Raw genomic sequence first — 19,515 nt, 5'->3', positions numbered from 1 at the left:
GGATTGCCGTGCATGAGCCGCAATCCGTCATCGAGTTGATCGCGGATCGGGAAAAGGCAGCGATGCCTTTGACCACAAGGAGTGCATCGTTGAGAAAACCATCCAGGCTATGCGCCGCCGCTCTCGTTGCGGCCGCGCTTTTCTTCCCCCTGCGCAATGCCGCGGCCGAGCAGGCGGCGGCGCCCGCCCTCACCGTCTCCCTGACGGCGCCGGCGCAGCGGGACTGGCCGGAGACCGTTCCCGCGAGCGGCTGGCTGAAGCCCTGGCAGGAAGCGGTCATCGCCTCCGAAACCAGCGGCCTGCGCATAACCGATGTCCTGGTCGACGTCGGCTCCGTGGTCACCAAGGGACAGACGCTCGTCCAGCTTTCGCAGGAGAGCGTGCTCGCCGATCTCCGCAAGCAGGAGGCGGCGGTCGAAAACGCCAAGGCAAGCCTGTCGAAGGCCAAGGCCAATGCCGACCGGGCGCGACAGCTGCAACCTTCCGGCGCGCTTTCCGACGAGAAGATCGTCGAATATCTGGCCGATGAGCAGACGGCGACGGCAAGTGTTGCGTCCGAAGAAGCCGCGCTCGACACCGAAAAGATCAAGCTTGCGCAGACGACAATCACGGCCGTCGACGACGGGGTGATCACGTCGCGTTCCGCCAATCTCGGCGCCGTCGTCTCCGCCGGCACCGAGTTGTTTCGCATGGTTCGCCAGCAGCGTGTCGAATGGCAGGCCGAAGTGTCAGCACGCTACCTCCCGCGCATTTCGGAAGGCTTGAGCGTCAGGATCAACGGACCGTACGGCCAGGTCATCGACGGCAAGGTGAGACTTGTCGGGCCTTCGGTCAGCACCGATACCAGCCGGGCAATCGTCTATGTGGCGCTTCCCACCGATGTCCGGCCGCGCACCGGTCTCTATGTCACCGGCAATATCGAGTTGCAGACCTCGCCGGCACTGACCGTTCCGGAGACGGCGATCGTGTTCCGGGATGGCATCAGTTACCTCTTCACTTCAGGTGAGGATCAGCGGGTCAGAAAGGTCAGAGTGGAAACCGGCCGCCGCAACAATGGCGAGGTGGAAATCGTCTCCGGCATCGATCGCTCGGCGAAAGTGGTGAACTCGGGCGGCGCGTTCCTGTCCGACAACGACCTCGTGAAGATTGCGGAGACAAACTGATGAACTTCTCAGCCTGGTCGATCCGTAACCCCGTACCGGCGATATTGCTGTTTGTGATGCTGACAGCCGGCGGGCTCTTGGCCTTCAAACAGCTGCCGATCCAGAATTTCCCGGATATGGACCTTCCCACGATCAACGTCACCGCGACGCTCGACGGCGCGGCGCCGACGCAGCTGGAAACCGAGGTTGCCCGCACGATCGAGGACAGTCTTGCCGCGCTCAGCTATCTCGATCACATCACCACGACGATCACGGATGGAACCGTTTCGGTCAAGGTGTCCTTCAAGCTGGAAAAAGACAGCGAAACGGCCCTGAACGAAGTCCGCAATGCCGTCGACAGCGTCAAAGGCGACCTGCCGGCGCAGATGGAAACACCGAGCGTCACCAAGGTCACCGTACAGAGCTCCGCACTGGTCACCTATGCCGTCCGCTCGACCGCTCTCAACGAGACCGAGCTTTCCTGGTTCGTCGACAATGATCTGACCAAGGCACTGCTTTCGGTGCCCGGTGTCGGGCAAGTCAACCGCATCGGCGGGATCGACCGCGAGGTGCATGTGGATCTCGATCCCGCGACGATGGCGTCGCTCGGCGTCACCGCGGCCACCGTATCGTCGCAGCTGAAGGCCGTGCAGACGGATACGTCGGGCGGCCTCGGCGAAATCGGCGGCACCCGCCAGACCTTGCGCACGCTCGGTGCCCTGCCATCGATCGAGGCGCTGAAGGGGCTGAAAATCCCGCTGGCGAACGGCCAGCAGGTTCGCCTCGACGACGTCGCATCCATCAGCGACAGCTTCGCCGAGCGCTCCTCGATGGCCTATCTCGACGGCAAGCCGGTGATCGCGGTCGAGATCAAGCGCTCGAACGGATTTTCCGACAGCGGTGTCGCCGCCGATGTCGAGAAGGCGATCGGGGAGTTCGCCGCCAAGCATTCCAACGTTGAGATCGACGAGGCTTACAGCACGATCGGTCCGATCATCGGCAACTATGATGGCTCGATGCACATGCTCTACGAAGGCGCGATCCTGGCGATCATCGTCGTCTGGCTTTTCCTCCGGGACTGGCGGGCGACGATCCTGTCGGCCGTGGCGCTGCCCTTGTCCGTCATACCGACCTTCCTTGTCATGTATCTCGCCGACTTCAGCTTGAACATCGTCACGCTGCTTGCGCTGTCGCTGGTGGTCGGCATCCTTGTCGACGATGCCATCGTCGAGATCGAAAACATCGCCCGCCACCTGCAGATGGGCAAGCGGCCGATCGATGCCGCTCTCGAAGCAGCCAACGAGATCGGGCTTGCCGTCATCGCAACCACCTTCACGCTGGTTTCGGTGTTCCTGCCGACAGCATTCATGAGCGGCATACCGGGCCTTATCTTCCGCCAGTTCGGCATCACCGCTGCCGTCGCCGTTCTCGCCTCGCTGGTCGTCGCTCGCCTGCTTACGCCGATGATGGCCGCCTATTTCATGAAGGCCCATCCGACTGAGGAGAAGGACGGCCGGATCATGCGCGCCTATATATCAATCGTGAAGGCCGCCATGCACCGCAGGAAGACGACCGTGGCCGTCACCGCCGTCATCGTGGCGCTCTCGCTTTCGACCATTCCCCTGTTGAAATCGGGCTTCCTGCCCGCGTCCGACGACGCGCGGACCCAGATCACGCTGACCATGCAGCCGGGCGCCACCATCGAGCAGACCGACGCCACCAGCAGGAAGGCCGCGGATATCATCGGCAAGCTTCCCGACGTGACCCATGTCTTCTCCGCCGTCGGATCGGTGTCCTCGGGCGGCGGTCCCGACGCCGGCACCACGAGCGATGTCGGATCGGCGACGATCGTTGCCGTGCTGCCGCCCATCGACGAGCGTGACCGCAAGCAGTCGGAAATCGAAAACGATATCCGGCAGGCGCTTTCCATCCTCCCCGGCGTGCGCGTGGAGGTCGGCGGCGGCGGCAATGGCACGAAACTCGAGATCACGCTGGCTGGCGACGATGCAAATGTCCTCGACAGCGCCAGTACGGCGCTCGAGGAGCAGCTCCGCTCACTGCAGGGCATCGGCGCTGTGACATCGACCGCAGCCAGACAGGCGCCCGAGATCCAGATCACGCCCGACTTTGCGCGCAGCGCCGCCCTCGGAGTAACGTCGAGCGCCATCGCCGAGGCCGTGCGCGTGGCGACCAACGGCGAATATTCGGCCGACCTGCCGAAGCTCAACCTGCCTCAGCGGCAGATTCCGATCGTCGTCCGCTTCTCGCCCGAGGCGCGTACCAATCTGGACGACATCAAGAACATGCGGGTCGCGGGAACCAACGGCAACGTCGATCTCGGATCGATCGCCGATGTGAAGATCGGCGGCAGCCCGTCGGAGATCGATCGGATCGACCGGATGCGCAATGTTACCCTTTCCGTCGAACTCAATGGCCGCATCCTCGGCGACGTCAACCGCGAAGCGCAGGCGCTGCCGGCACTTCGTCATCTGCCCTCGGGCGTCACCGTGGTCAACCAGGGCGAACTTCAGCGCAGTTCGGAGCTGTTCCAGAGTTTCGGGCTGGCGATGGCGATCGGCGTGTTCTGCATCTATGCGGTCATGGTGCTGCTCTTCCACGATTTCCTGCAGCCGCTGACGCTTCTGATGGCGCTGCCGCTCTCGCTCGGCGGCGCGTTGGTGCCGCTGGTGGTGACCGGAACGAGCTTCTCCATGCCTGTTGTCATCGGCCTGCTCATGCTGATGGGCGTGGTGACGAAGAACTCCATCCTGCTCATCGAATATGCGATCATGTCGCGTCAGCGTGGCATGTCGAGATTCGACGCCTTAGTGGATGCCTGCCACAAGCGCGCACGGCCGATCGTCATGACCACCATTGCCATGGCCTCGGGCATGCTGCCGGCGGCACTCAGCCTGATGGGCGGTGATTCGAGCTTCCGCCAGCCGATGGCAATCGTCGTGATCGGCGGCGTGGTGATGTCGACGCTGCTCAGCCTCATCGTCATCCCCGTCATCTTCACTTTCGTCGACGATCTGGAACAGATCCTCAAACGGGTCCTGCGCCGGATCGGACTGGCCGAGGACATCGCCGGGGATAAGCCGCATGCGTCCAACGATCACGCGGCGATCGCCTTCCAGCCTGAGATTTCGAAACGGGGACAAGCTCAGAGATGATGCCCCACAGGTGATTGGGCAGACGCTGCCCCACCGCACAAGGCCGGCGACGGCACCCTCTTCGGTCGCGTTCCCCTCCCCCGGAACAAGACCGCGGGACGTATTCCCCCGCAGGCGGCCACAAGCCGCCTGCGCGTCCTGCATCTTCTAGAAACGCTAGTCCGAGCACTCATCCTGATTGCAGTTTCCCCGTCTCGATCGACTGCCCGCAGCGCAGCGCGCACGTCGCCACGAGAATCTTTACCAAACTTTACACTTCCTTAACTGCGCTTGACATCCGCACAGCTATTAGAGATCGACCTCAGCTCAATCCGGAGGGTCGTGTGTCCAAGGCACCTCGAAATATTCTGCTTGGCCGCTTCGCGGAGGGGAAAGTCATACTCGCCGCGATTTCGCGGAGGGCGCGTCCGTTTCACTCGATATTTTACGACTATAGAATTGCCAAAGTTCTTCGACTTTGCCTGCAAGATAACTACGTCTTGCTCTCTCATTTTCTGAGCGAAGCGATTGAACCAGGCCGTGCGGAGAGCCTTCGCAAAGAGCGTGATGCTCTGTCGGAAGACATTTCAATTGGCGGAACGGGGTGATTTATCGCGCGCTCACGACAGCGGTTTCATCGCCTCGAAATCGGGCAAGGCGCTGCTGGCGTAGCCGATCGCCCCCAGCGAAGCGATAGAGATCCTTCCGTCGCGGATCGACAACAGCGGTCCTTCGGCACCCTGCTCGTAAATATCCGGGTGGGCCGCCGCAAAACGCGCCATCTCCGCCTGCGGCGCACCCTGCATGCCGGCTACATAGTGATGGCCGTTACGCGCGACATGGGAGAGGCCGAGCAGCGAAACCAGCGCCAGATCCTGCTGCACGGCAAGCCCGACCTGACAGGTCAGGTCTTCGCCGGAGAGGAACAGGCCCGGCACGCCTGTCGTCCTGATGCGGATCGCCTTGAGAAGCGAGCGATAGACGCCCTTGCAGGTTTTCGAGGAGACGCCGGTATGGCCAAGCTCACGGGCGCGGGCGAAGGCCTCGTCGCCATCGTCGCTCTCATCGATCAGGAAGGGCAGCTGCGCCGCCAGAGCCCCGAGCGGTGTTTCCATGGTGATCGCGCGCGAGAACGGCTGTTCGACAAAGGCAATGGCCCCACGCACGCAACCGTGCCAGCGGCGGCATCCCCGCGATGCGCGCCAGTAGGTCGGCAAGCGGTTCGGCAGAGCTGAATTGTTCGTTGCGGTCGACCGTCAGCCGATAGTCCGGCAGGCGGTCCAGCACGACGGCGATCCGCGCCAGCCGGCCGATATCGGCATCGACCACGCCAGAAAGCTTGATCTTGAACCAGCGGTTCCCTGGCCGGCAAGATCGAATATGCGCAATTCCTGCACGATGCCAGTGAGGTCACCTGGCTGCGCCCGTCCGCCAATACGCTGTGGGCGAACACCCAGTTCCCCGTCGGCGACGACGAACTGACATTCGTGTTGCCGCTGCGCCGCCCCAAGGTCGTCGTCCCGGTCATCGAGGTCAAGCTGAAGGCGGGGAGCGCTGCTGGCGTTCAGGATTAAGGTGCAGTGCCTTGAGCGGGCACGACATGGTGCCCGCTCAGGAGACCGGCTCGGTCGGCATCAGCCTTGTCTCGCGTCCTCAGACCCGATCAGACTGTTGCGGCTGACGAGCGATGGTGTCTGGAGAATATGCTCGGCCGCGGTGCGGCCTTCAATTCTGGAGATGAGGGCCCGGGTCGCGATCTGGCCAAGCTCCCTGCCCGACTGATCGATGCTGGCGAGATTGACGAGGCCGAGGGCTGCGGTCGACGAATTGTCATATCCGATGACCGCGAGGTCCTCGGGCACGCGCACGCCCATTTCCATCGCCAGGCTCAGCAGCGTGATCGCGTCGAGATCGCTCCAGCAGAATACGGCGCGCGGCCTGTCTTTCCTCGCGAGGAATTTTCGCATCGCGGCTTCCCGCTTCAGCGGGGCGATCGGAATTTTGCCGATCGGCGCGGAGGCGCCGAGCCCGCCGCGCTGCATCGCTCGGCGGTACCCGATCTCACGCTGGCGGACGACGGAAACCGCATGCCCTTCGCGCTCGCCGAGACTGAGCATTTCGATGTCGCGATAGCCGCAGGCAAGCAGCGCTTCCACCGCGATCTCCGCGCCGCGCTGATCGTCGGCATTGACGGTGTCGAAGGCCGTGGCGCCGGCATCGTGGTAGCCGACAGCGACGATCGGGATCTGGGCCGCGAACTTGGCGAGGATTTCCGAGGGCAGGCGCGGCGCCACGAGAACGAGCCCGTCCATCTTGTAGTCGATCATCGACTCGATCAACGACGTCTCCAGCTGCACGCGCGCATCGCTGACGCCGATCATCGCCTGATAATGCGAAGGCGCCAGTACCCCGTTGACGCCGGCGATCACTTCCGGGAGGAAAGGATTGCGGATGTCGATCAGCAGCACGCCGATGGTGAAACTGCGGCCGCGCAGGCCTCTTGCTGCCCGCGAGGGACGATAGCCGAGCGTCTCGATGGCATCCGTCACCTTGGCGCGCAGCGCCTCACTGACGCCGTAGGCGTTTCGCATCACCTTGGAAACCGCTGCGACCGAGACGCCTGCATGGGTTGCCACTGTTCGGATCGTCACGCGATCGTTTCGTTGCGGCTTCTGTTTGTCTTCGACTGACATGGACTCTCTGGCTTGCGGCTGCGAGCCGTCATTAATCGCCCGCAAAACCACCATGGCAGACTGGCGATGAAATTTCTATTGCGCTTCCGAAGAAAATGTAGAACGTTATATGGAGAACGTTCTACATTTCATCGGGAGGATTTGATGAACTTTCAGCCGGCAGCCATAAGCGGCAATCTCGTTTCGCGCGCCTGGTCGGGAGAGATGATCGCGCCCCTGTCGGACGGCGGCCAGGGAACCGCCGCAAGCTTCGTCTCCAAAAGCTTCGAACATGATGGCGCCGGGCTTCCCGTCGAACTGTTCATCTCCGCCCTCGGCCTTTACCGCTGCTTCATCAATGGCGCGCGCGTCGGCGACGACCTGTTGACGCCGGGCTGGACGAATTACGACGATCGCATCGCCTATCAGCGCTACGATGTTTCCAGCCTCATCAAGCCGGGCCTCAATCGCATCGAGATCTGGATTGCCGACGGATGGTACCGGTCGCCCCTGATGTGGGGCACCAAGCCGATCCCGAACTGCTGGGGCGACAGGATCGGCGCCATTGCGGATCTTGTGGGACCGGGCGGCGTCATTCTTTCCACCGACACGACCTGGCGCAGCGGCAGGCTGCCGATCCTGAAATCGGGGATCTATTTCGGCGAGATCTATGACGCGCTGCTGGAAAATCCCACGGAAACGCACGGCACCGAAAGATTGCCGTTCAACACGGCGCTGCTCGTCGCGCATGAGACGGCAGCAGTGCGGGAATTGCAACCGCTCGCCGCCGTCGAAAGCTGGACCGACGACAACGGCAGAACGATCTATGATTTCGGCCAGAACGTCGGCGGTTACGTCAGATATACAGTCCGCGGCGTCGGCGGTGCCGAAGTGCGGGTGGAGCACTCGGAAGTGCTCGGCCCCGACCGGCATTTCGACAATCGCAACTATCGCACGGCCGCGGCGCACACGCTCTACACAGTGCGCGGCGACGGCGACGAGACCTATGCGCCGCATTTCACATTCCACGGCTTCCGTTATGCCAGGGTGACGATCACGGGAAATGCGAAGATTCTTGAAATCGCATCCATCCCGATCTCATCGGTGCCGGAACCGGCCGGCGCGTTCACCTCGGGCAACCCGCTCGTCAACCGCCTCGTCCAGAATACCATCTGGTCGCAGCGCGCCAATTTCGTCGAAGTGCCCACAGATTGCCCGCAGCGCGACGAACGCCTGGGCTGGACCGGCGACGCGCAGGTGTTTGCTGCAACCGCCTGCTGGCTGAGCGACAGCCAGTCGTTCCTGAGGAAATATCTGCGCGATGTGATGGCCGATCAGCGAGAGGACGGCGCCGTCTCGCATTTTTCGCCGGACCCGACGCGCCTGCATCCCGCCAATTTCCCGGGTTATGCGGGCTCGACCGGCTGGGGCGATGCGATCGTCGTGATCCCCTGGGTGCTTTACACCCATTACGGCGACCGGGCGGTTCTGGCGGAATGCCTAGCCTCAATGGTGCGCTGGGTCGATTTCGTCTGGTCCATTTCGGATGGCCCGATCGTGCATCCGCCGTCGCATTGGGGCGCCCGCGGCTTTACTTTCGGCGACTGGTTGCAGCCGGTCGGCGACAACCGCAAGCCGCGTCCGACGATTGCCGACGACTGCGCGGCCACACTCTACCACTTCATCTCCACCGACCTTCTTGCAAGGATCGCCGCCGTTCTCGGCGAGCAAAAACTTGAAGACGAGATGAAGCGGCGCGCCGGCGAGATCCGGCGGGCTTTCGCCGACGAGTTCATCACGCCGGCGGGGCGGCTCGCGCACAACGACCAGACATCCTATGCGCTGGCCTTCCTGCACAATCTGATCCCACAGGAACATCATGAGGCTGCCCGGCGGCATTTCCGGCAGGTGGTCATCGATGCCGATTACCGGATCGGCACCGGCTTCATCGGCACCCCTGCCCTTTTGCCGGCGCTGACGAAGCTCGGGATGGACGATCTCGCCGAAAAGGTCTTCCTGCAGGAGAATGTGCCGGGCTGGCTCTATCAGGTTTCGAAGGGGGCGACGACGATCTGGGAGCGCTGGGATTCGATGGCGCCTGACGGCACCATCTACGAACCCGACATGAACAGCTACAACCACTACGCCTATGGCGCCGTCTGCCAGTGGCTGTTCGAATGCGTCGCCGGAATTTCGCCGAACCCGAGCGCGCCCGGCTTTGCCGAGGTGATCGTCGATCCCGCGCCGATCCCCGGCCTCTCGCCGGTTGCGGCCCATCATGACGTCAGCCAGGGCCGCATCGAGGCCGGCTGGCATTGCACCGGCAGCGAGGTCACCTATGTGCTGACCCTTCCGGAAGGCTGCATCGGCCGCTTCCGGCCCGGACGGCGGCATCAGCACCCCTCGCTGAACGGAAAGCCCGTCGGCGAGGAGGCCGTTCTCCCCCCGGGAACGCACCAACTGGTCTTTTCTCTACCCGAATTTTGAGGAGCATAAACGTCACACCGTTCAGAGGAGGAACGTCATGACACATCGGATAAAGCGCATTCTTGCGGGCGCATCCACGCTTCTGGCGTTGGCAGCGGCCGGTCCATCGCATGCAGAAACCACGCTGTCTTTCCTGATTGACAACAATCCCGACACGGTCGCAGCAGCCGAGGCCCTGGTTGCCGCCTATCAGACCAAGGCGCCCGACGTGACGATCGAAATCGAACAGCGGCCGGGCGGCGGCGAGGGCGACAACATCATCAAGACGCGCTTGGCGACAGGGGAGATGTCCGATGTATTCCTCTATAATTCCGGTTCGCTCTTACAGGCGCTCAAGCCCACGCAGAAACTTGTCGATCTGAGCGGCCTGCCGTCACAGGCAAAGGTGGACGAAAGCTTCAAGGCGGTGGTCAGCGCCGGCGATAAACTCTACGGCGTTCCTTTCGGCACGGCGATGGCCGGCGGGATCCTCTACAACAGGAAGATCTATCAGGATCTTGGCCTCTCCGTTCCGAAGACCTGGGCGGATTTCATGGCGAACAACGCCAAGGTCAAGGCATCCGGCAAGGTCGCCGTGGCGCAGACCTATCGCGATACCTGGACTTCGCAGTTGTTCGTTCTGGCCGATTATTACAATCTGCATGCCGCCGTGCCGAATTTCGCCGCGGACTATACCGCCAACAAGGCGAAATATGCGGAGACGCCGGCGGCCATGAAGGGCTTCGAACGGCTGAAGGACGTTCACGACGCCGGCCTGATGAACGAAGACTTCGGCGCGGCAAGCTACGACGACGGCTTGAGAATGGTATCGACCGGCGAGGCGGCGCATTATCCGATGCTGAGCTTCGCGGTCAGTGCGCTCAAACAGAATTATCCGGAAAACCTCGCAGATGTCGGCTTCTTCGCCCAGCCGAGCGACGATGCGGCAACGAACGGCCTGACGGTCTGGATGCCGCCGGGCCTTTACATTCCCGCGACCAGCCAGCATGCCGAGGAAGCGAAAAAATTCGTCGACTTCGCCGGAAGCGTCGAGGGCTGCAAGATCATGGTGGAAACCAACGCGGTCCAGGGCCCCTCCCTGGTCGACGGCTGCGATCTGCCGGCCGACGTGCCGCCTGCGATCAAGGACATGCTTCCCTATTTCGAGGCCAAGGACAAGACGACTCCCGCCTTGGAATTCGTGTCGCCCGTCAAGGGACCGGCGCTCGAGCAGATCACCGTTGAGGTCGGCTCCGGTATTCGCCAACCCGCCGAGGCGGCGAAACTCTATGACGAGGATGTGCGCAAGCAGGCCAAGCAGCTCGGCCTGCCCAACTGGTAGAGCGGTCTTTCGGGGCTACGGCGCCGCGCATCGTTTCGGACGCGCAAATGACGCTGTAACACTTATGCAGTTGGCGCCTCGTTTCTAAAAAGCGAGGCTCCGCCCGAGGGAAGAGGGAGCCATGACCGAGACACGCCGCCCGGCGCGCAAATCGCCCTATCCGCTGTGGTTTTTCATTCCCGCCGCCATCATTTACGGCGTGCTGTTTCTTTTTCCGACGGTATCGTCTCTCTGGTTCAGCCTGACGCGCTGGGATCTTTCGACGGCAGAATTCATCGGGCTCGAAAACTTTCGGCAGTTCTTTTCCGAACCCTTCCTGGTCAAGGGGCTCGTCAATACGCTGATCTACGCCGTGACCACGTCGGGCCTGAAGACGGTCTGCGGTCTGCTGCTCGCCGTGCTGCTGACCAGCAATATTTTCGCTCGCGGCTTCCTGCGCACGCTGGTCTTCTTTCCCGTCCTTGTGTCGACGATCGGCATCGGCATCACCTTCACGGTGATGATGCATCCGACCAGGGGCATCATCAATGTCACGCTCGAAGCGCTCGGCATTCCGGGGCCGGGATGGCTCACCAATCCGGCGCTCGCGCTTTTTTCGGTGGCCCTGGTCGATGTCTGGAAGGGTGTCGGCCTTGCGACCCTGATCTTCATCGCCGGCCTCGCTGCGATCAGCCCCGATTATTACGAGGCGGCGAGAATCGACGGCGCGACACGGCTTCAGCAATTTTTCCGGATCACCCTGCCGCTCGTGCGTCCCGCCACTATCGTCGTAGTGACATTGTCGCTGATCGGCGGGCTTCGTTCGTTCGACCTGATATGGGCGATGACGCGCGGCGGGCCCGGTTTCTCCTCGGATGTGATCGCCTCGGTCATCTACAAGCAGTACCAGGCCGGTTTTTATGGGCTGTCGACCGCCGGAAACGTCATCCTGTTTGCACTGATCGCCGGGATCATCCTGCCCATCTCCCTGTGGTTCAACCGGCGCGAGGTCGAAGAATGAGAAGCGTCCGCCCTTACGTGACCGGCGCGATCGCCCTGGCCGTCGCGGCCGTGATCTTCGTAATGCCCTTCGTTTTCGTCGCTCTTCAGGCGGTCAAATCGAAATCCGAAGCCTCCCGCCTCGATTTCGAATTGCCCGGGCAGTGGCTGTTCTGGGACAATCTGATCGCCGTCTTCAAGGCTCGCGACTACCAGCTCGCGCTCGCCTATTTCAACTCCACTCTGATCACCGTCGTCTCCGTCAGCATCCTGCTCCTGCTATCGGCGATGGTCGGATATGTGATGCAGCGCCGCAGGACCGTCTGGAACAAGGTGGCTTCGGTTGCGCTGTTCATGGGTCTGATGATGCCGCCGGCGGTCGTGCCGACCATCGGCCTTTTGCAGGAGATCGGTCTCTTCAAGACCATGACCGGAATGATCCTGATCCAGGTCGCCTATAATCTGTCCTTTTCGATCTTGCTCTACCGGTCGTTCATCTCGACCATACCGCGCGATCTCGACGAAGCGGCGCTGATCGACGGCGCCAAGCCGCGGCAGATCTTCTTCAGGGTCATCTTGCCGCTTCTGAAACCGGTGACGGTAACCAATATCGTCGTGCAGTCGATCGCGATCTTCAACGATTTCACCAACCCGCTTTATTACCTTCCCGGCAAGGAGAACGTGACGGTGCAGCTGACGCTTTATAATTTCCAGAGCATGTATACGAGCCAGTACAACCTGCTCTTCATGAATATCCTGCTCGTGACGATCCCCCCGCTGATCGTCTTCATCTTCTTCAACCGGCAGATCGTCGCGGGCATGACATCAGGCGCGGTCAAAGGCTAGAAGATGGCTGAGCTCACTCTGAAAAAGGTCCGCAAGAGCTTCGGCGCCCTCGAGGTCATCAAGGGCATCGATCTGGAGGTCGCCTCCGGCGAGTTCGTCGTTTTCGTCGGCCCGTCGGGATGCGGAAAATCGACGCTGCTGCGCATCATCGCCGGCCTGGAGGAGACGACGTCGGGCGTACTGACGATCGGCGGCAAGGATGTGACCCATGCCGAACCCTCCGAGCGCGGCATCGCCATGGTGTTCCAGAGCTATGCGCTCTACCCGCATATGACGGTTGCCGAGAATATCGGCTTCGGACTTTCGCTCGCCCGCCGTCCGAAGGCGGAAATCACAGCCAGGGTCAACGCAGCCGCCGAAACGCTGCAGCTCACCCATCTCCTGCAGAGAAAGCCGAAGGCGCTCTCCGGCGGCCAGAGGCAGCGCGTCGCCATCGGCCGCGCGATCGTGCGCGACCCCAAGGTCTTCCTCTTCGACGAGCCGCTCTCCAATCTCGACGCTTCGCTGAGAGCCCAGATGCGCCTCGAGATCGCCGATCTCCACGCTCGGCTGAAATCGACGATGATCTATGTCACCCACGATCAGGTCGAAGCCATGACGATGGCCGACAAGATCGTCGTCCTGAACGGCGGTGCGGTCGAGCAGATCGGCAGCCCGATGGAACTCTACCGCAATCCCGCCACACCCTTCGTCGCCGGCTTCATCGGCAGCCCGAAGATGAACCTCTACGGCGGCGAGACGGCGCGGCGATTCAACTGCACGACCTACGGCGTGCGCCCGGAACATATCAAACTCTCGGAAGATGCCGGACAATGGCAGGGCACGATCCGGCATGTGGAACGGCTCGGCGCCGACGCGATCCTCTACCTCGACGTTCCCGATTTAGGAGAAATGGTCGTGCGCGCCGAAGGCGAGACGCCGTTTGCACCTGGCATGACGGTCTGGGCAAATCCGGTCGATGGATCGGAGCATCGGTTTTGAAGGTAAGACCAAGCCCCTCGAGGAGAGTAAAATAGCTAGAGCGGCCGATGCAGGAATGCCGGCATCTCGGCCCCGGCGGATAGATATAGCCGGACCGTGTCCAGCGCCTCGCGGATGGTTACGTCCATGTCGAGATAGCGGTATGTCCCGAGCCGACCGACAAAGGTGACGGAGGTCTCCCGCAGGGATCTTGCTACATATTGGGCAAGCTGCGTCTTCTCTTCCATCAGGCGGATCGGATAGTAGGGAATGTCGTCCGGGCCACAGGCCCTGGAGAACTCTCGATAACAGACCGAGCAGGAATGGACCTCCCATGGAGACAGATGCTTATGTTCCGTCAGACGCGTGTGGGTACCGAAACCCTGCCGCGCCAGATGTGGAGCGGCGTGCGGGAAACGCTGAGTCCGACGATCGCTGCCGTCGCCACCCTCCTCATCCTGTTTTCGACGCTGTTTCTCGCCACGATCCAATGGCTGCAGCGACGCGCCGAACGCCAGAAGATCGCGCACAGAGACTAACTCAAGGAGTTTGAGCATGCAGATCGAGCGCTACGAAACCGGAAAGCGGATGAGCCAGGCCGTGACCTATGGCGGCTTCGTCTTCCTCGCAGACCAGGTCGCGATTGATGCGCCTCATGCCTCCGTCCGCGAGCGGACAACCGACATCCTGGCGCGGATCACGCGGCTTCTGGAGGGCGTGGGCAGCAATTCGACACGAATCCTCAGCGCGACGATATGGCTTGCGGATATGTCCAAGTTCGAAGAGATGAACGCCGTCTGGGACACCTGGGTGCCGTCCGGCCACGCGCCGGCGCGCGCCACCGTCGAAGCGAGGCTCGCCGCGCCGGAATTTTCCGTGGAGATCGGCATGATCGCCGCAATCGGGAACTGACGGTCGGTCCTTGCTGGAAACGACCGCCAACCCATCGCCCCCCCGGTATGGCATGACAAGTGCGAGCGCTGAAAGCGGCGTGAGGCCGTTGGTTGCAAACCCGTGACACTTGCCGACAACCCTTAAAAGAGCGGGCGAGCAACTTGCCTTTGTACCATTTACACTTTAAGGACGCCCCAATTTCCAAGGCGGAGGGACTGGACGAGCATGTCAGATCATGAGAACAGGTCTTCGGGGCTCGGTGTCACAACCGGCGAGCTGGATCGCTACTTCACTTTTCTCCGCCATGCTCTGGTGAATACGACCGCCACGCGGTCAGCCGGAAAGCCGTTGGATTATGCGGCGGCGGTGACGGAGTCCATGCAATTGGCCCGTGCCACACACGATGCCGGCCGAAAGATCATGTTCATCGGCAACGGCGGCAGCGCGGCAATTGCCAGCCACATGGCGACGGACTACTCGAAAAACGGTGGGCTGCGCGCGATGGCGATGAACGACGGCGCGACGCTGACCTGCCTGTCGAACGACCTCGGCTATGAGAACGTCTTCGCAAAGCAGATCGATATGCACGCCAATGAAGGTGACCTGCTGGTGGCAATCAGCAGCTCCGGAAGATCGGAAAGCATTACCAGGGCCGTCCGGACCGCACGCGACAAGGGCTGCGCCGTGATGACCCTGAGCGGCTTCGCTCCGGGCAATCCGCTGCGCGATCTGGGTGACCTGAACTTTTATGTGGCGTCCGATCAATATGGTTATGTGGAGATCGCCCATCTGGCGATATGCCATGCCGTATTGGATTTTTCCTGCGGACTTGTTCCGCCTACCCTTTCCTGAAGAGCCGTTTCACGCGCATGAATTTTCCCCGCATCCACGATCCGGAATTGACGCTTCTGACGCCCGACGATGACGTCGCCAACCCTGAAGTGACGATCCTCGTTCCCTCTCTCAATGAGGAATTGACGATCGGAACCTTCGTCGACTGGTGCCGCGAGGGTATTGCGGCAAGCGGTGCGGCTGTGGAGATCCTTATCGTCGACAGCTCCACCGATCGAACCCCGGAAATCGCCCGTGACAGAGGAGCCCGCGTATTGCGGACACCGAAGCGCGGTTTGGGCAGAGCTTACATCGATGCCATTCCATACGTGCGCGGCAAGTTCATCATCATGGGTGATGCGGATTGCACCTATGATTTTCGGCAAATAGCGCCGTTTATCGAAGCCTTCCGGAAGGGCTTCGACTTCGTGATGGGCTCACGGTTCAAGGGCTCGATCGAAGACAAAGCGATGCCGCCGCTGCATCGCTATTTCGGAACGCCGCTGACCACGTGGATCCTCAATCGGATGTTCAGCAGCCGCTTTTCCGACATCCATTGCGGCATGCGGGGCATCAGCGTCGATGCCTTGCTTCGCATGGACCTTCGATCGCAAGGATGGGAATATGCGTCGGAGATGGTGCTGAAGTCCGTGCATATGGAGCTTCCGACCACAGAGGTGCCAATCCACTTCCTGAAGGATCCGGAAGGCCGGCTAAGCCACATGAAGCGGCGGGGCTGGATGGAGCCGTGGCGCGCAGGCTGGCGCAATCTGCAGGCAATGTTCGTCTACGGGTTTGATTTTTTTCTCATCTGGCCGGGATTCCTGCTTCTGGCCCTCGGCCTGATAATCATGCTGCCGCTGCTCGCCGGGCCGATGTCTATTGGCGGTGTGCGGTTTTCGTCCAATGCCATGCTGTTTGCCATGGCCCTGGCCGTCCTTGGCCAATCAATGCTGGTTTCGGCGGCAATCGGTCGGGTGATTTTCGACTATTCAGGACATGTGCAGAGCCGTTTCGAGCGGCTCCTGCCTTACAATGCAACCATCTGGGGATCAGTGGTCGCCGTTCTGGCCGGCGTTTTTCTGGCGGTTCCGCTCTTCGATTCCTATGTCGGGAACGGATACCTGCTGCCTGAGATCGGCATCGAGACCAACTGGGCCGTCTTCGGGCTCTGGCTCATCATTACCGCGTTTCAGATCTTTATATCAGGGCTGATGATAAGAGCCCTTGGGGTCATGCTGCCCGTCAAAAAGCCTACGCCTCCTCTCGCGGGATAGGAGCCACGAAAGGGTCGATCATGATCGTAGGCTGGTGCACGGTTCTCGCCATAATATTATGGGGCCTCGTGATCGACAGAGGCATCGTTGCCTCGCTCAACCAACGTTGCGATCAACCCTTTCGAGACGGCACCGACTTTCTGCTCAGCGGTATTCTGCCGGCTCTGGCGATCGCCGGGGGCGCGGCCACCGTCCTTGGGGCGTTCCATGGGCTGCGATGGGAGATCGTTCTCCCGATCGTCGCTGTCTCGATGATTTGGCGGTGGCGCGATCTCGTCGCCGTTCTCTACGACCTCGGTTCGCTGTTTCGTAAAATTGCCGCTGAAACGAGATCCGGAAACCCGGTTCCGGTGCTTGCAGCACTCACATGCACTGTACTTTGCTATGTGTGGAGCGTTATGGCCCTGTTTCCATCCGGAATTGCCGACGTCTGGGTTTTCCACATCCCGCTCGCAAACAGTATCATCGAACACAGCGGCTTTGTGTCGCCGCAGATCGACCATCCCTTCTACGGCAATATTCCGCTCTTCTTTAATCTGCTGTTTGCGCTCGTCATGATGGTCAGCGGTCACTGGACCGGTGCGGCGATCATGAATGTCGCAATTTTCTTCGGATTTCTGTTCCTGCTTTCAAGCTGCGCCAGTCGTTGGCGGGCATGCGGTTTTTTCCTGGTGGCCGCTCTGATGCTCAGCATCCCCTTCTTCAGGGGAAGTGTCGGCGAACCGATGACGGATCTGGCACGGTCGTGTTTCTCAGTCGCCGCTGTGCTTTTCCTGTGGCGTTATCTGGAAACCCGGCGTCCGGCGGAGCTTTTTCATTGTGCGCTCGTGCTGGGGGGAGCGGTCGGAGGGAAATATACGGAACTGCAAATGGTTTGCCTGATAGGGCTGGCGCTGATGCCAATGCTTCTCAAGGGAAGGGTATCGCTGCCGCTCTTTTTGTCATGCCTTTGCGCATTCCTTGCAGTCGCGGGCTACTGGTATGCGAAAAACCTGATCGTTCTCGGCAATCCGATCTATCCTTTCATGTTCGGTCATCCGGGCCTCACCGACGCCTGGATGGCGGACTACATGCTCGAATTGGGCCGGGCCTTCGATCCCGCTAACCGACATTTCGTAACGAACCTCGCAACTCTGCAAGGTTGGCGCGACTTCCTCCATATCCTTTACAGCTGGTTCCTGGCCGGCAAGCCGAATGCTTTCGTCGCTCTCGCTTTGATCCTGGCCGGTCTCGCCGTGGCCTTTCGGCGCATCGCATTTCTCGCAGCGATTACCGCTGCCATGTTTGTGATATGGTACACCGTTATGTTCAATCACATCCGGTGGGCGACGCCAGCCTATCTGCTGTTCTTTTCGACCGGGTTTATCGGCGCCTCCCTGGTTCGGGAACGGCTGGATCAATGGCTCGACCGGCAAGTTCTGCCGCGGATGGCCCCAATTACGAAAATCGCCTCTTCGCCGGCATGCATGATCGCCAGCCCGGTGATCTTAGGCGTGCTGGCCGGGGGACTCTGGCTCTCGCAGTGGTACCGCGTGGGCGGCAGCGACATGGATCCCGGCAAGGCGAAAGACCTCGACGTCGTGCTCGGGATGATCAGTGTCGACAAATATATGGAGAGCCACCGCGAAGCCTATTTCATGTATCGCTACATCGCGGAGCATGACCTGCGGACCGTTTTTCAGCCTTTCGACACCGCCAACACATTATTGTCGACGGCTTATAACGACGGCCGCGATGGCGGTTGGCAATTGCCACGCTATGTGCTGCCCAGACCGGGGTCGGATATCGATGCTTTCATCCGGGATAATCATATAGGTTACTTCATCCTTCCCCCGGATGCTGGCAGCGCGTTCCTCGCAGAACGCATAGGAGAAGACAAAATAATGCTGGCCAACAGCGTCATAGCCCACATGATGCCCCGCGCCTCACTGATCTTGACGGATCGGTTCGGCTGGAAGCTCTACCGTTTTGACGCGGATCGGGCATCGTGACGACTCCATCCTCCCGAGCATTCCTTCGCATCGGCATACCGGTTCTGAAAGTGGCCGTGGCGCTTGGCCTCGTCATATGGATCGCGCGTAAGGTCGATTTCGCAGAAGGCTGGGCCGCGGTCCGGACCCTGTCGGCGACGACCATCTGCGTCAGCATCTTCCTTCTTCTCCTGCAGGCCCTGCTTTCGGCCTGGCGGTGGTGCCTTCTAGCGGAGATGATCGGGCAGAGGCTGAAAATATCAGGCGCCATGAAACTGTTCATGCAAAGCCTCTTTTACAATCAGGCTCTTCCAAGTCCCATTCCAGGCGATGCCGCACGCATTTTCGGCGCCCTCAAATACGGCCTGACGATCCAGGAAGCCACGCTCGGCGTCGTCATGGACCGTATCCTCACCCTGTTCGGGTTGGCGGTCGTTGCGCTGATCGGTCTGATCATCATGCGGGCGTTTTACGGGCACGACTTCCCAATCCCCTATCTCACCGAACTCACGGCCCTTGCCGTCGCGGGAACCATCGCATCGGCGCTGGTGTTCTGCTGGCGTCGCCATCTCTTCGTTCGGCTTCTTCCGGAAAAGCTGCACGCGCTGAGCGACGCGCTGGGTGCTTTTCTCACCCACCGGGGAATGCTCGGAATATCTCTATTGACCCTCGTCATTCACGGTTTGAGTGTCGTCTCGCTTGAGATCCTCGTTCTCGGACTTGGCCTCCCGCTCGATTGGGGTCAGGCCGCAGCCGCTTTCCCGCCAGTGCTTTTGATCGCCATGGTTCCCATTTCTGTCGGAGGATGGGGGCTGCGGGAAGGCGGCATGGTCATTTCGCTTGCCGTATTCGGCATCGGCACGACGGACGCCGCAACGCTATCGGTGGTTTTCGGCCTGTTGCAGCTTGTGGTCGGCTTGGCCGGTGGTGTATTCGTCCTTTCGCGTCCCCATTCGGGAAAGATCAAAGCGCTCTGATGAGCCTT

General features: G+C 61.1%; 13 protein-coding genes and 4 pseudogenes. 14 read left to right on the top strand and 3 right to left on the bottom strand.

Annotated features, from left to right (window positions below; all coding sequences use genetic code 11):
* The first annotated feature begins 62 nt into the window (after positions 1-62).
* Positions 63-1,163, top strand: coding sequence for an efflux RND transporter periplasmic adaptor subunit (locus tag K6N12_RS15790; protein WP_222134919.1), 1,101 nt, complete (start codon positions 63-65; stop codon positions 1,161-1,163).
* Entirely contained in the window at positions 1,163-4,315 is a 3,153-nt protein-coding gene (locus tag K6N12_RS15785) for an efflux RND transporter permease subunit (protein ID WP_222148861.1), read from the top strand. Before K6N12_RS15790 ends, K6N12_RS15785 begins: the two co-directional genes overlap by 1 nt.
* 599 nt (positions 4,316-4,914) lie before the next feature.
* On the opposite strand, the pseudogene K6N12_RS15780 reads toward K6N12_RS15785, so the two are convergent.
* A pseudogene (locus tag K6N12_RS15780) lies at positions 4,915-5,662 on the bottom strand (enolase-like domain-containing protein); the annotation flags it as partial.
* Between K6N12_RS15780 and K6N12_RS34110 the strand changes: the two are divergent.
* Positions 5,653-5,868, top strand: a pseudogene (locus tag K6N12_RS34110) (alpha-L-fucosidase); the annotation flags it as partial. The pseudogenes K6N12_RS15780 and K6N12_RS34110 sit on opposite strands and share 10 nt — an antisense overlap.
* A gap of 60 nt (positions 5,869-5,928) precedes the next feature.
* Here K6N12_RS34110 and K6N12_RS15775 read toward each other — a convergent pair.
* On the bottom strand, positions 5,929-6,987 hold the full coding sequence (locus K6N12_RS15775) for a LacI family DNA-binding transcriptional regulator (RefSeq protein ID WP_097626334.1): 1,059 nt from the start codon (positions 6,985-6,987) through the stop codon (positions 5,929-5,931).
* 144 nt (positions 6,988-7,131) lie between these two features.
* On the opposite strand from K6N12_RS15775, the gene K6N12_RS15770 reads away from it, so the two are divergent.
* The 5 genes from K6N12_RS15770 to K6N12_RS15750 all read left to right on the top strand — a co-directional run bounded on the left by K6N12_RS15770 (position 7,132) and on the right by K6N12_RS15750 (position 13,579).
* Positions 7,132-9,453: an alpha-L-rhamnosidase gene (locus tag K6N12_RS15770; protein ID WP_222148860.1), complete on the top strand. Its 2,322-nt coding sequence runs from the start codon at positions 7,132-7,134 to the stop codon at positions 9,451-9,453.
* Positions 9,454-9,490: 37 nt separating this feature from the next.
* Positions 9,491-10,774 carry an ABC transporter substrate-binding protein gene (locus K6N12_RS15765; RefSeq protein ID WP_097626277.1) on the top strand — a complete coding sequence of 428 codons (1,284 nt, stop codon included), beginning with the start codon at positions 9,491-9,493 and terminating at the stop codon, positions 10,772-10,774.
* A gap of 121 nt (positions 10,775-10,895) precedes the next feature.
* Positions 10,896-11,774, top strand: coding sequence for a carbohydrate ABC transporter permease (locus tag K6N12_RS15760; RefSeq protein WP_131711274.1), 879 nt, complete (start codon positions 10,896-10,898; stop codon positions 11,772-11,774).
* On the top strand, positions 11,771-12,598 hold the full coding sequence (locus K6N12_RS15755) for a carbohydrate ABC transporter permease (RefSeq protein ID WP_097626279.1): 828 nt from the start codon (positions 11,771-11,773) through the stop codon (positions 12,596-12,598). The genes K6N12_RS15760 and K6N12_RS15755 overlap by 4 nt, the downstream gene beginning before the upstream one ends.
* A 3-nt stretch (positions 12,599-12,601) precedes the next feature.
* A complete protein-coding gene (locus tag K6N12_RS15750) occupies positions 12,602-13,579 on the top strand; it encodes an ABC transporter ATP-binding protein (RefSeq protein WP_131711275.1) in 978 nt (325 codons plus the stop codon).
* Positions 13,580-13,614: 35 nt separating this feature from the next.
* Here the strand turns inward: K6N12_RS15750 and K6N12_RS15745 are convergent.
* Positions 13,615-13,926 (bottom strand): annotated as a pseudogene (locus tag K6N12_RS15745) (UDP-galactopyranose mutase); the annotation flags it as partial.
* Positions 13,927-13,938: 12 nt separating this feature from the next.
* Here K6N12_RS15745 and K6N12_RS15740 point away from each other — a divergent pair.
* The 6 genes and pseudogenes from K6N12_RS15740 to K6N12_RS15715 all read left to right on the top strand — a co-directional run.
* A pseudogene (locus K6N12_RS15740) lies at positions 13,939-14,097 on the top strand (ABC transporter permease); the annotation flags it as partial.
* 16 nt (positions 14,098-14,113) lie between these two features.
* Positions 14,114-14,470 (top strand): RidA family protein, encoded by a 357-nt coding sequence (locus K6N12_RS15735; protein ID WP_222134914.1) that lies wholly within the window; start codon positions 14,114-14,116, stop codon positions 14,468-14,470.
* Between the two features lie 207 nt (positions 14,471-14,677).
* On the top strand, positions 14,678-15,304 hold the full coding sequence (locus tag K6N12_RS15730; protein ID WP_222148859.1) for an SIS domain-containing protein: 627 nt from the start codon (positions 14,678-14,680) through the stop codon (positions 15,302-15,304).
* 17 nt (positions 15,305-15,321) lie between these two features.
* Positions 15,322-16,560, top strand: a complete 1,239-nt coding sequence (locus tag K6N12_RS15725) for a glycosyltransferase family 2 protein (RefSeq protein ID WP_131711278.1) — start codon at positions 15,322-15,324, stop codon at positions 16,558-16,560.
* Positions 16,561-16,580: 20 nt separating this feature from the next.
* Positions 16,581-18,551, top strand: coding sequence for a hypothetical protein (locus tag K6N12_RS15720; RefSeq protein WP_131711279.1), 1,971 nt, complete (start codon positions 16,581-16,583; stop codon positions 18,549-18,551).
* Positions 18,548-19,507 carry a lysylphosphatidylglycerol synthase transmembrane domain-containing protein gene (locus K6N12_RS15715; RefSeq protein WP_222134912.1) on the top strand — a complete coding sequence of 320 codons (960 nt, stop codon included), beginning with the start codon at positions 18,548-18,550 and terminating at the stop codon, positions 19,505-19,507. The genes K6N12_RS15720 and K6N12_RS15715 overlap by 4 nt, the downstream gene beginning before the upstream one ends.
* Positions 19,508-19,515: the final 8 nt, after the last annotated feature.

The organism is Rhizobium redzepovicii, from assembly GCF_019793435.1.
Lineage (GTDB): Bacteria > Pseudomonadota > Alphaproteobacteria > Rhizobiales > Rhizobiaceae > Rhizobium > Rhizobium redzepovicii.
This window is presented reverse-complemented; position numbering and strand designations above follow the sequence as displayed.

Bases quoted from the DNA above. Each gene is read 5' to 3' on its own strand.
- K6N12_RS15725 (WP_131711278.1), top strand. From the start codon at position 15,322: ATGAATTTTCCCCGCATCCACGATCCGGAATTGACGCTTCTGACGCCC.
- K6N12_RS15775 (WP_097626334.1), bottom strand. From the start codon at position 6,987: ATGTCAGTCGAAGACAAACAGAAGCCGCAACGAAACGATCGCGTGACG.
- K6N12_RS15735 (WP_222134914.1), top strand. From the start codon at position 14,114: ATGCAGATCGAGCGCTACGAAACCGGAAAGCGGATGAGCCAGGCCGTG.
- K6N12_RS15760 (WP_131711274.1), top strand. From the start codon at position 10,896: ATGACCGAGACACGCCGCCCGGCGCGCAAATCGCCCTATCCGCTGTGG.
- K6N12_RS15730 (WP_222148859.1), top strand. From the start codon at position 14,678: ATGTCAGATCATGAGAACAGGTCTTCGGGGCTCGGTGTCACAACCGGC.
- K6N12_RS15750 (WP_131711275.1), top strand. From the start codon at position 12,602: ATGGCTGAGCTCACTCTGAAAAAGGTCCGCAAGAGCTTCGGCGCCCTC.
- K6N12_RS15785 (WP_222148861.1), top strand. From the start codon at position 1,163: ATGAACTTCTCAGCCTGGTCGATCCGTAACCCCGTACCGGCGATATTG.
- K6N12_RS15765 (WP_097626277.1), top strand. From the start codon at position 9,491: ATGACACATCGGATAAAGCGCATTCTTGCGGGCGCATCCACGCTTCTG.
- K6N12_RS15755 (WP_097626279.1), top strand. From the start codon at position 11,771: ATGAGAAGCGTCCGCCCTTACGTGACCGGCGCGATCGCCCTGGCCGTC.
- K6N12_RS15720 (WP_131711279.1), top strand. From the start codon at position 16,581: ATGATCGTAGGCTGGTGCACGGTTCTCGCCATAATATTATGGGGCCTC.
- K6N12_RS15770 (WP_222148860.1), top strand. From the start codon at position 7,132: ATGAACTTTCAGCCGGCAGCCATAAGCGGCAATCTCGTTTCGCGCGCC.
- K6N12_RS15790 (WP_222134919.1), top strand. From the start codon at position 63: ATGCCTTTGACCACAAGGAGTGCATCGTTGAGAAAACCATCCAGGCTA.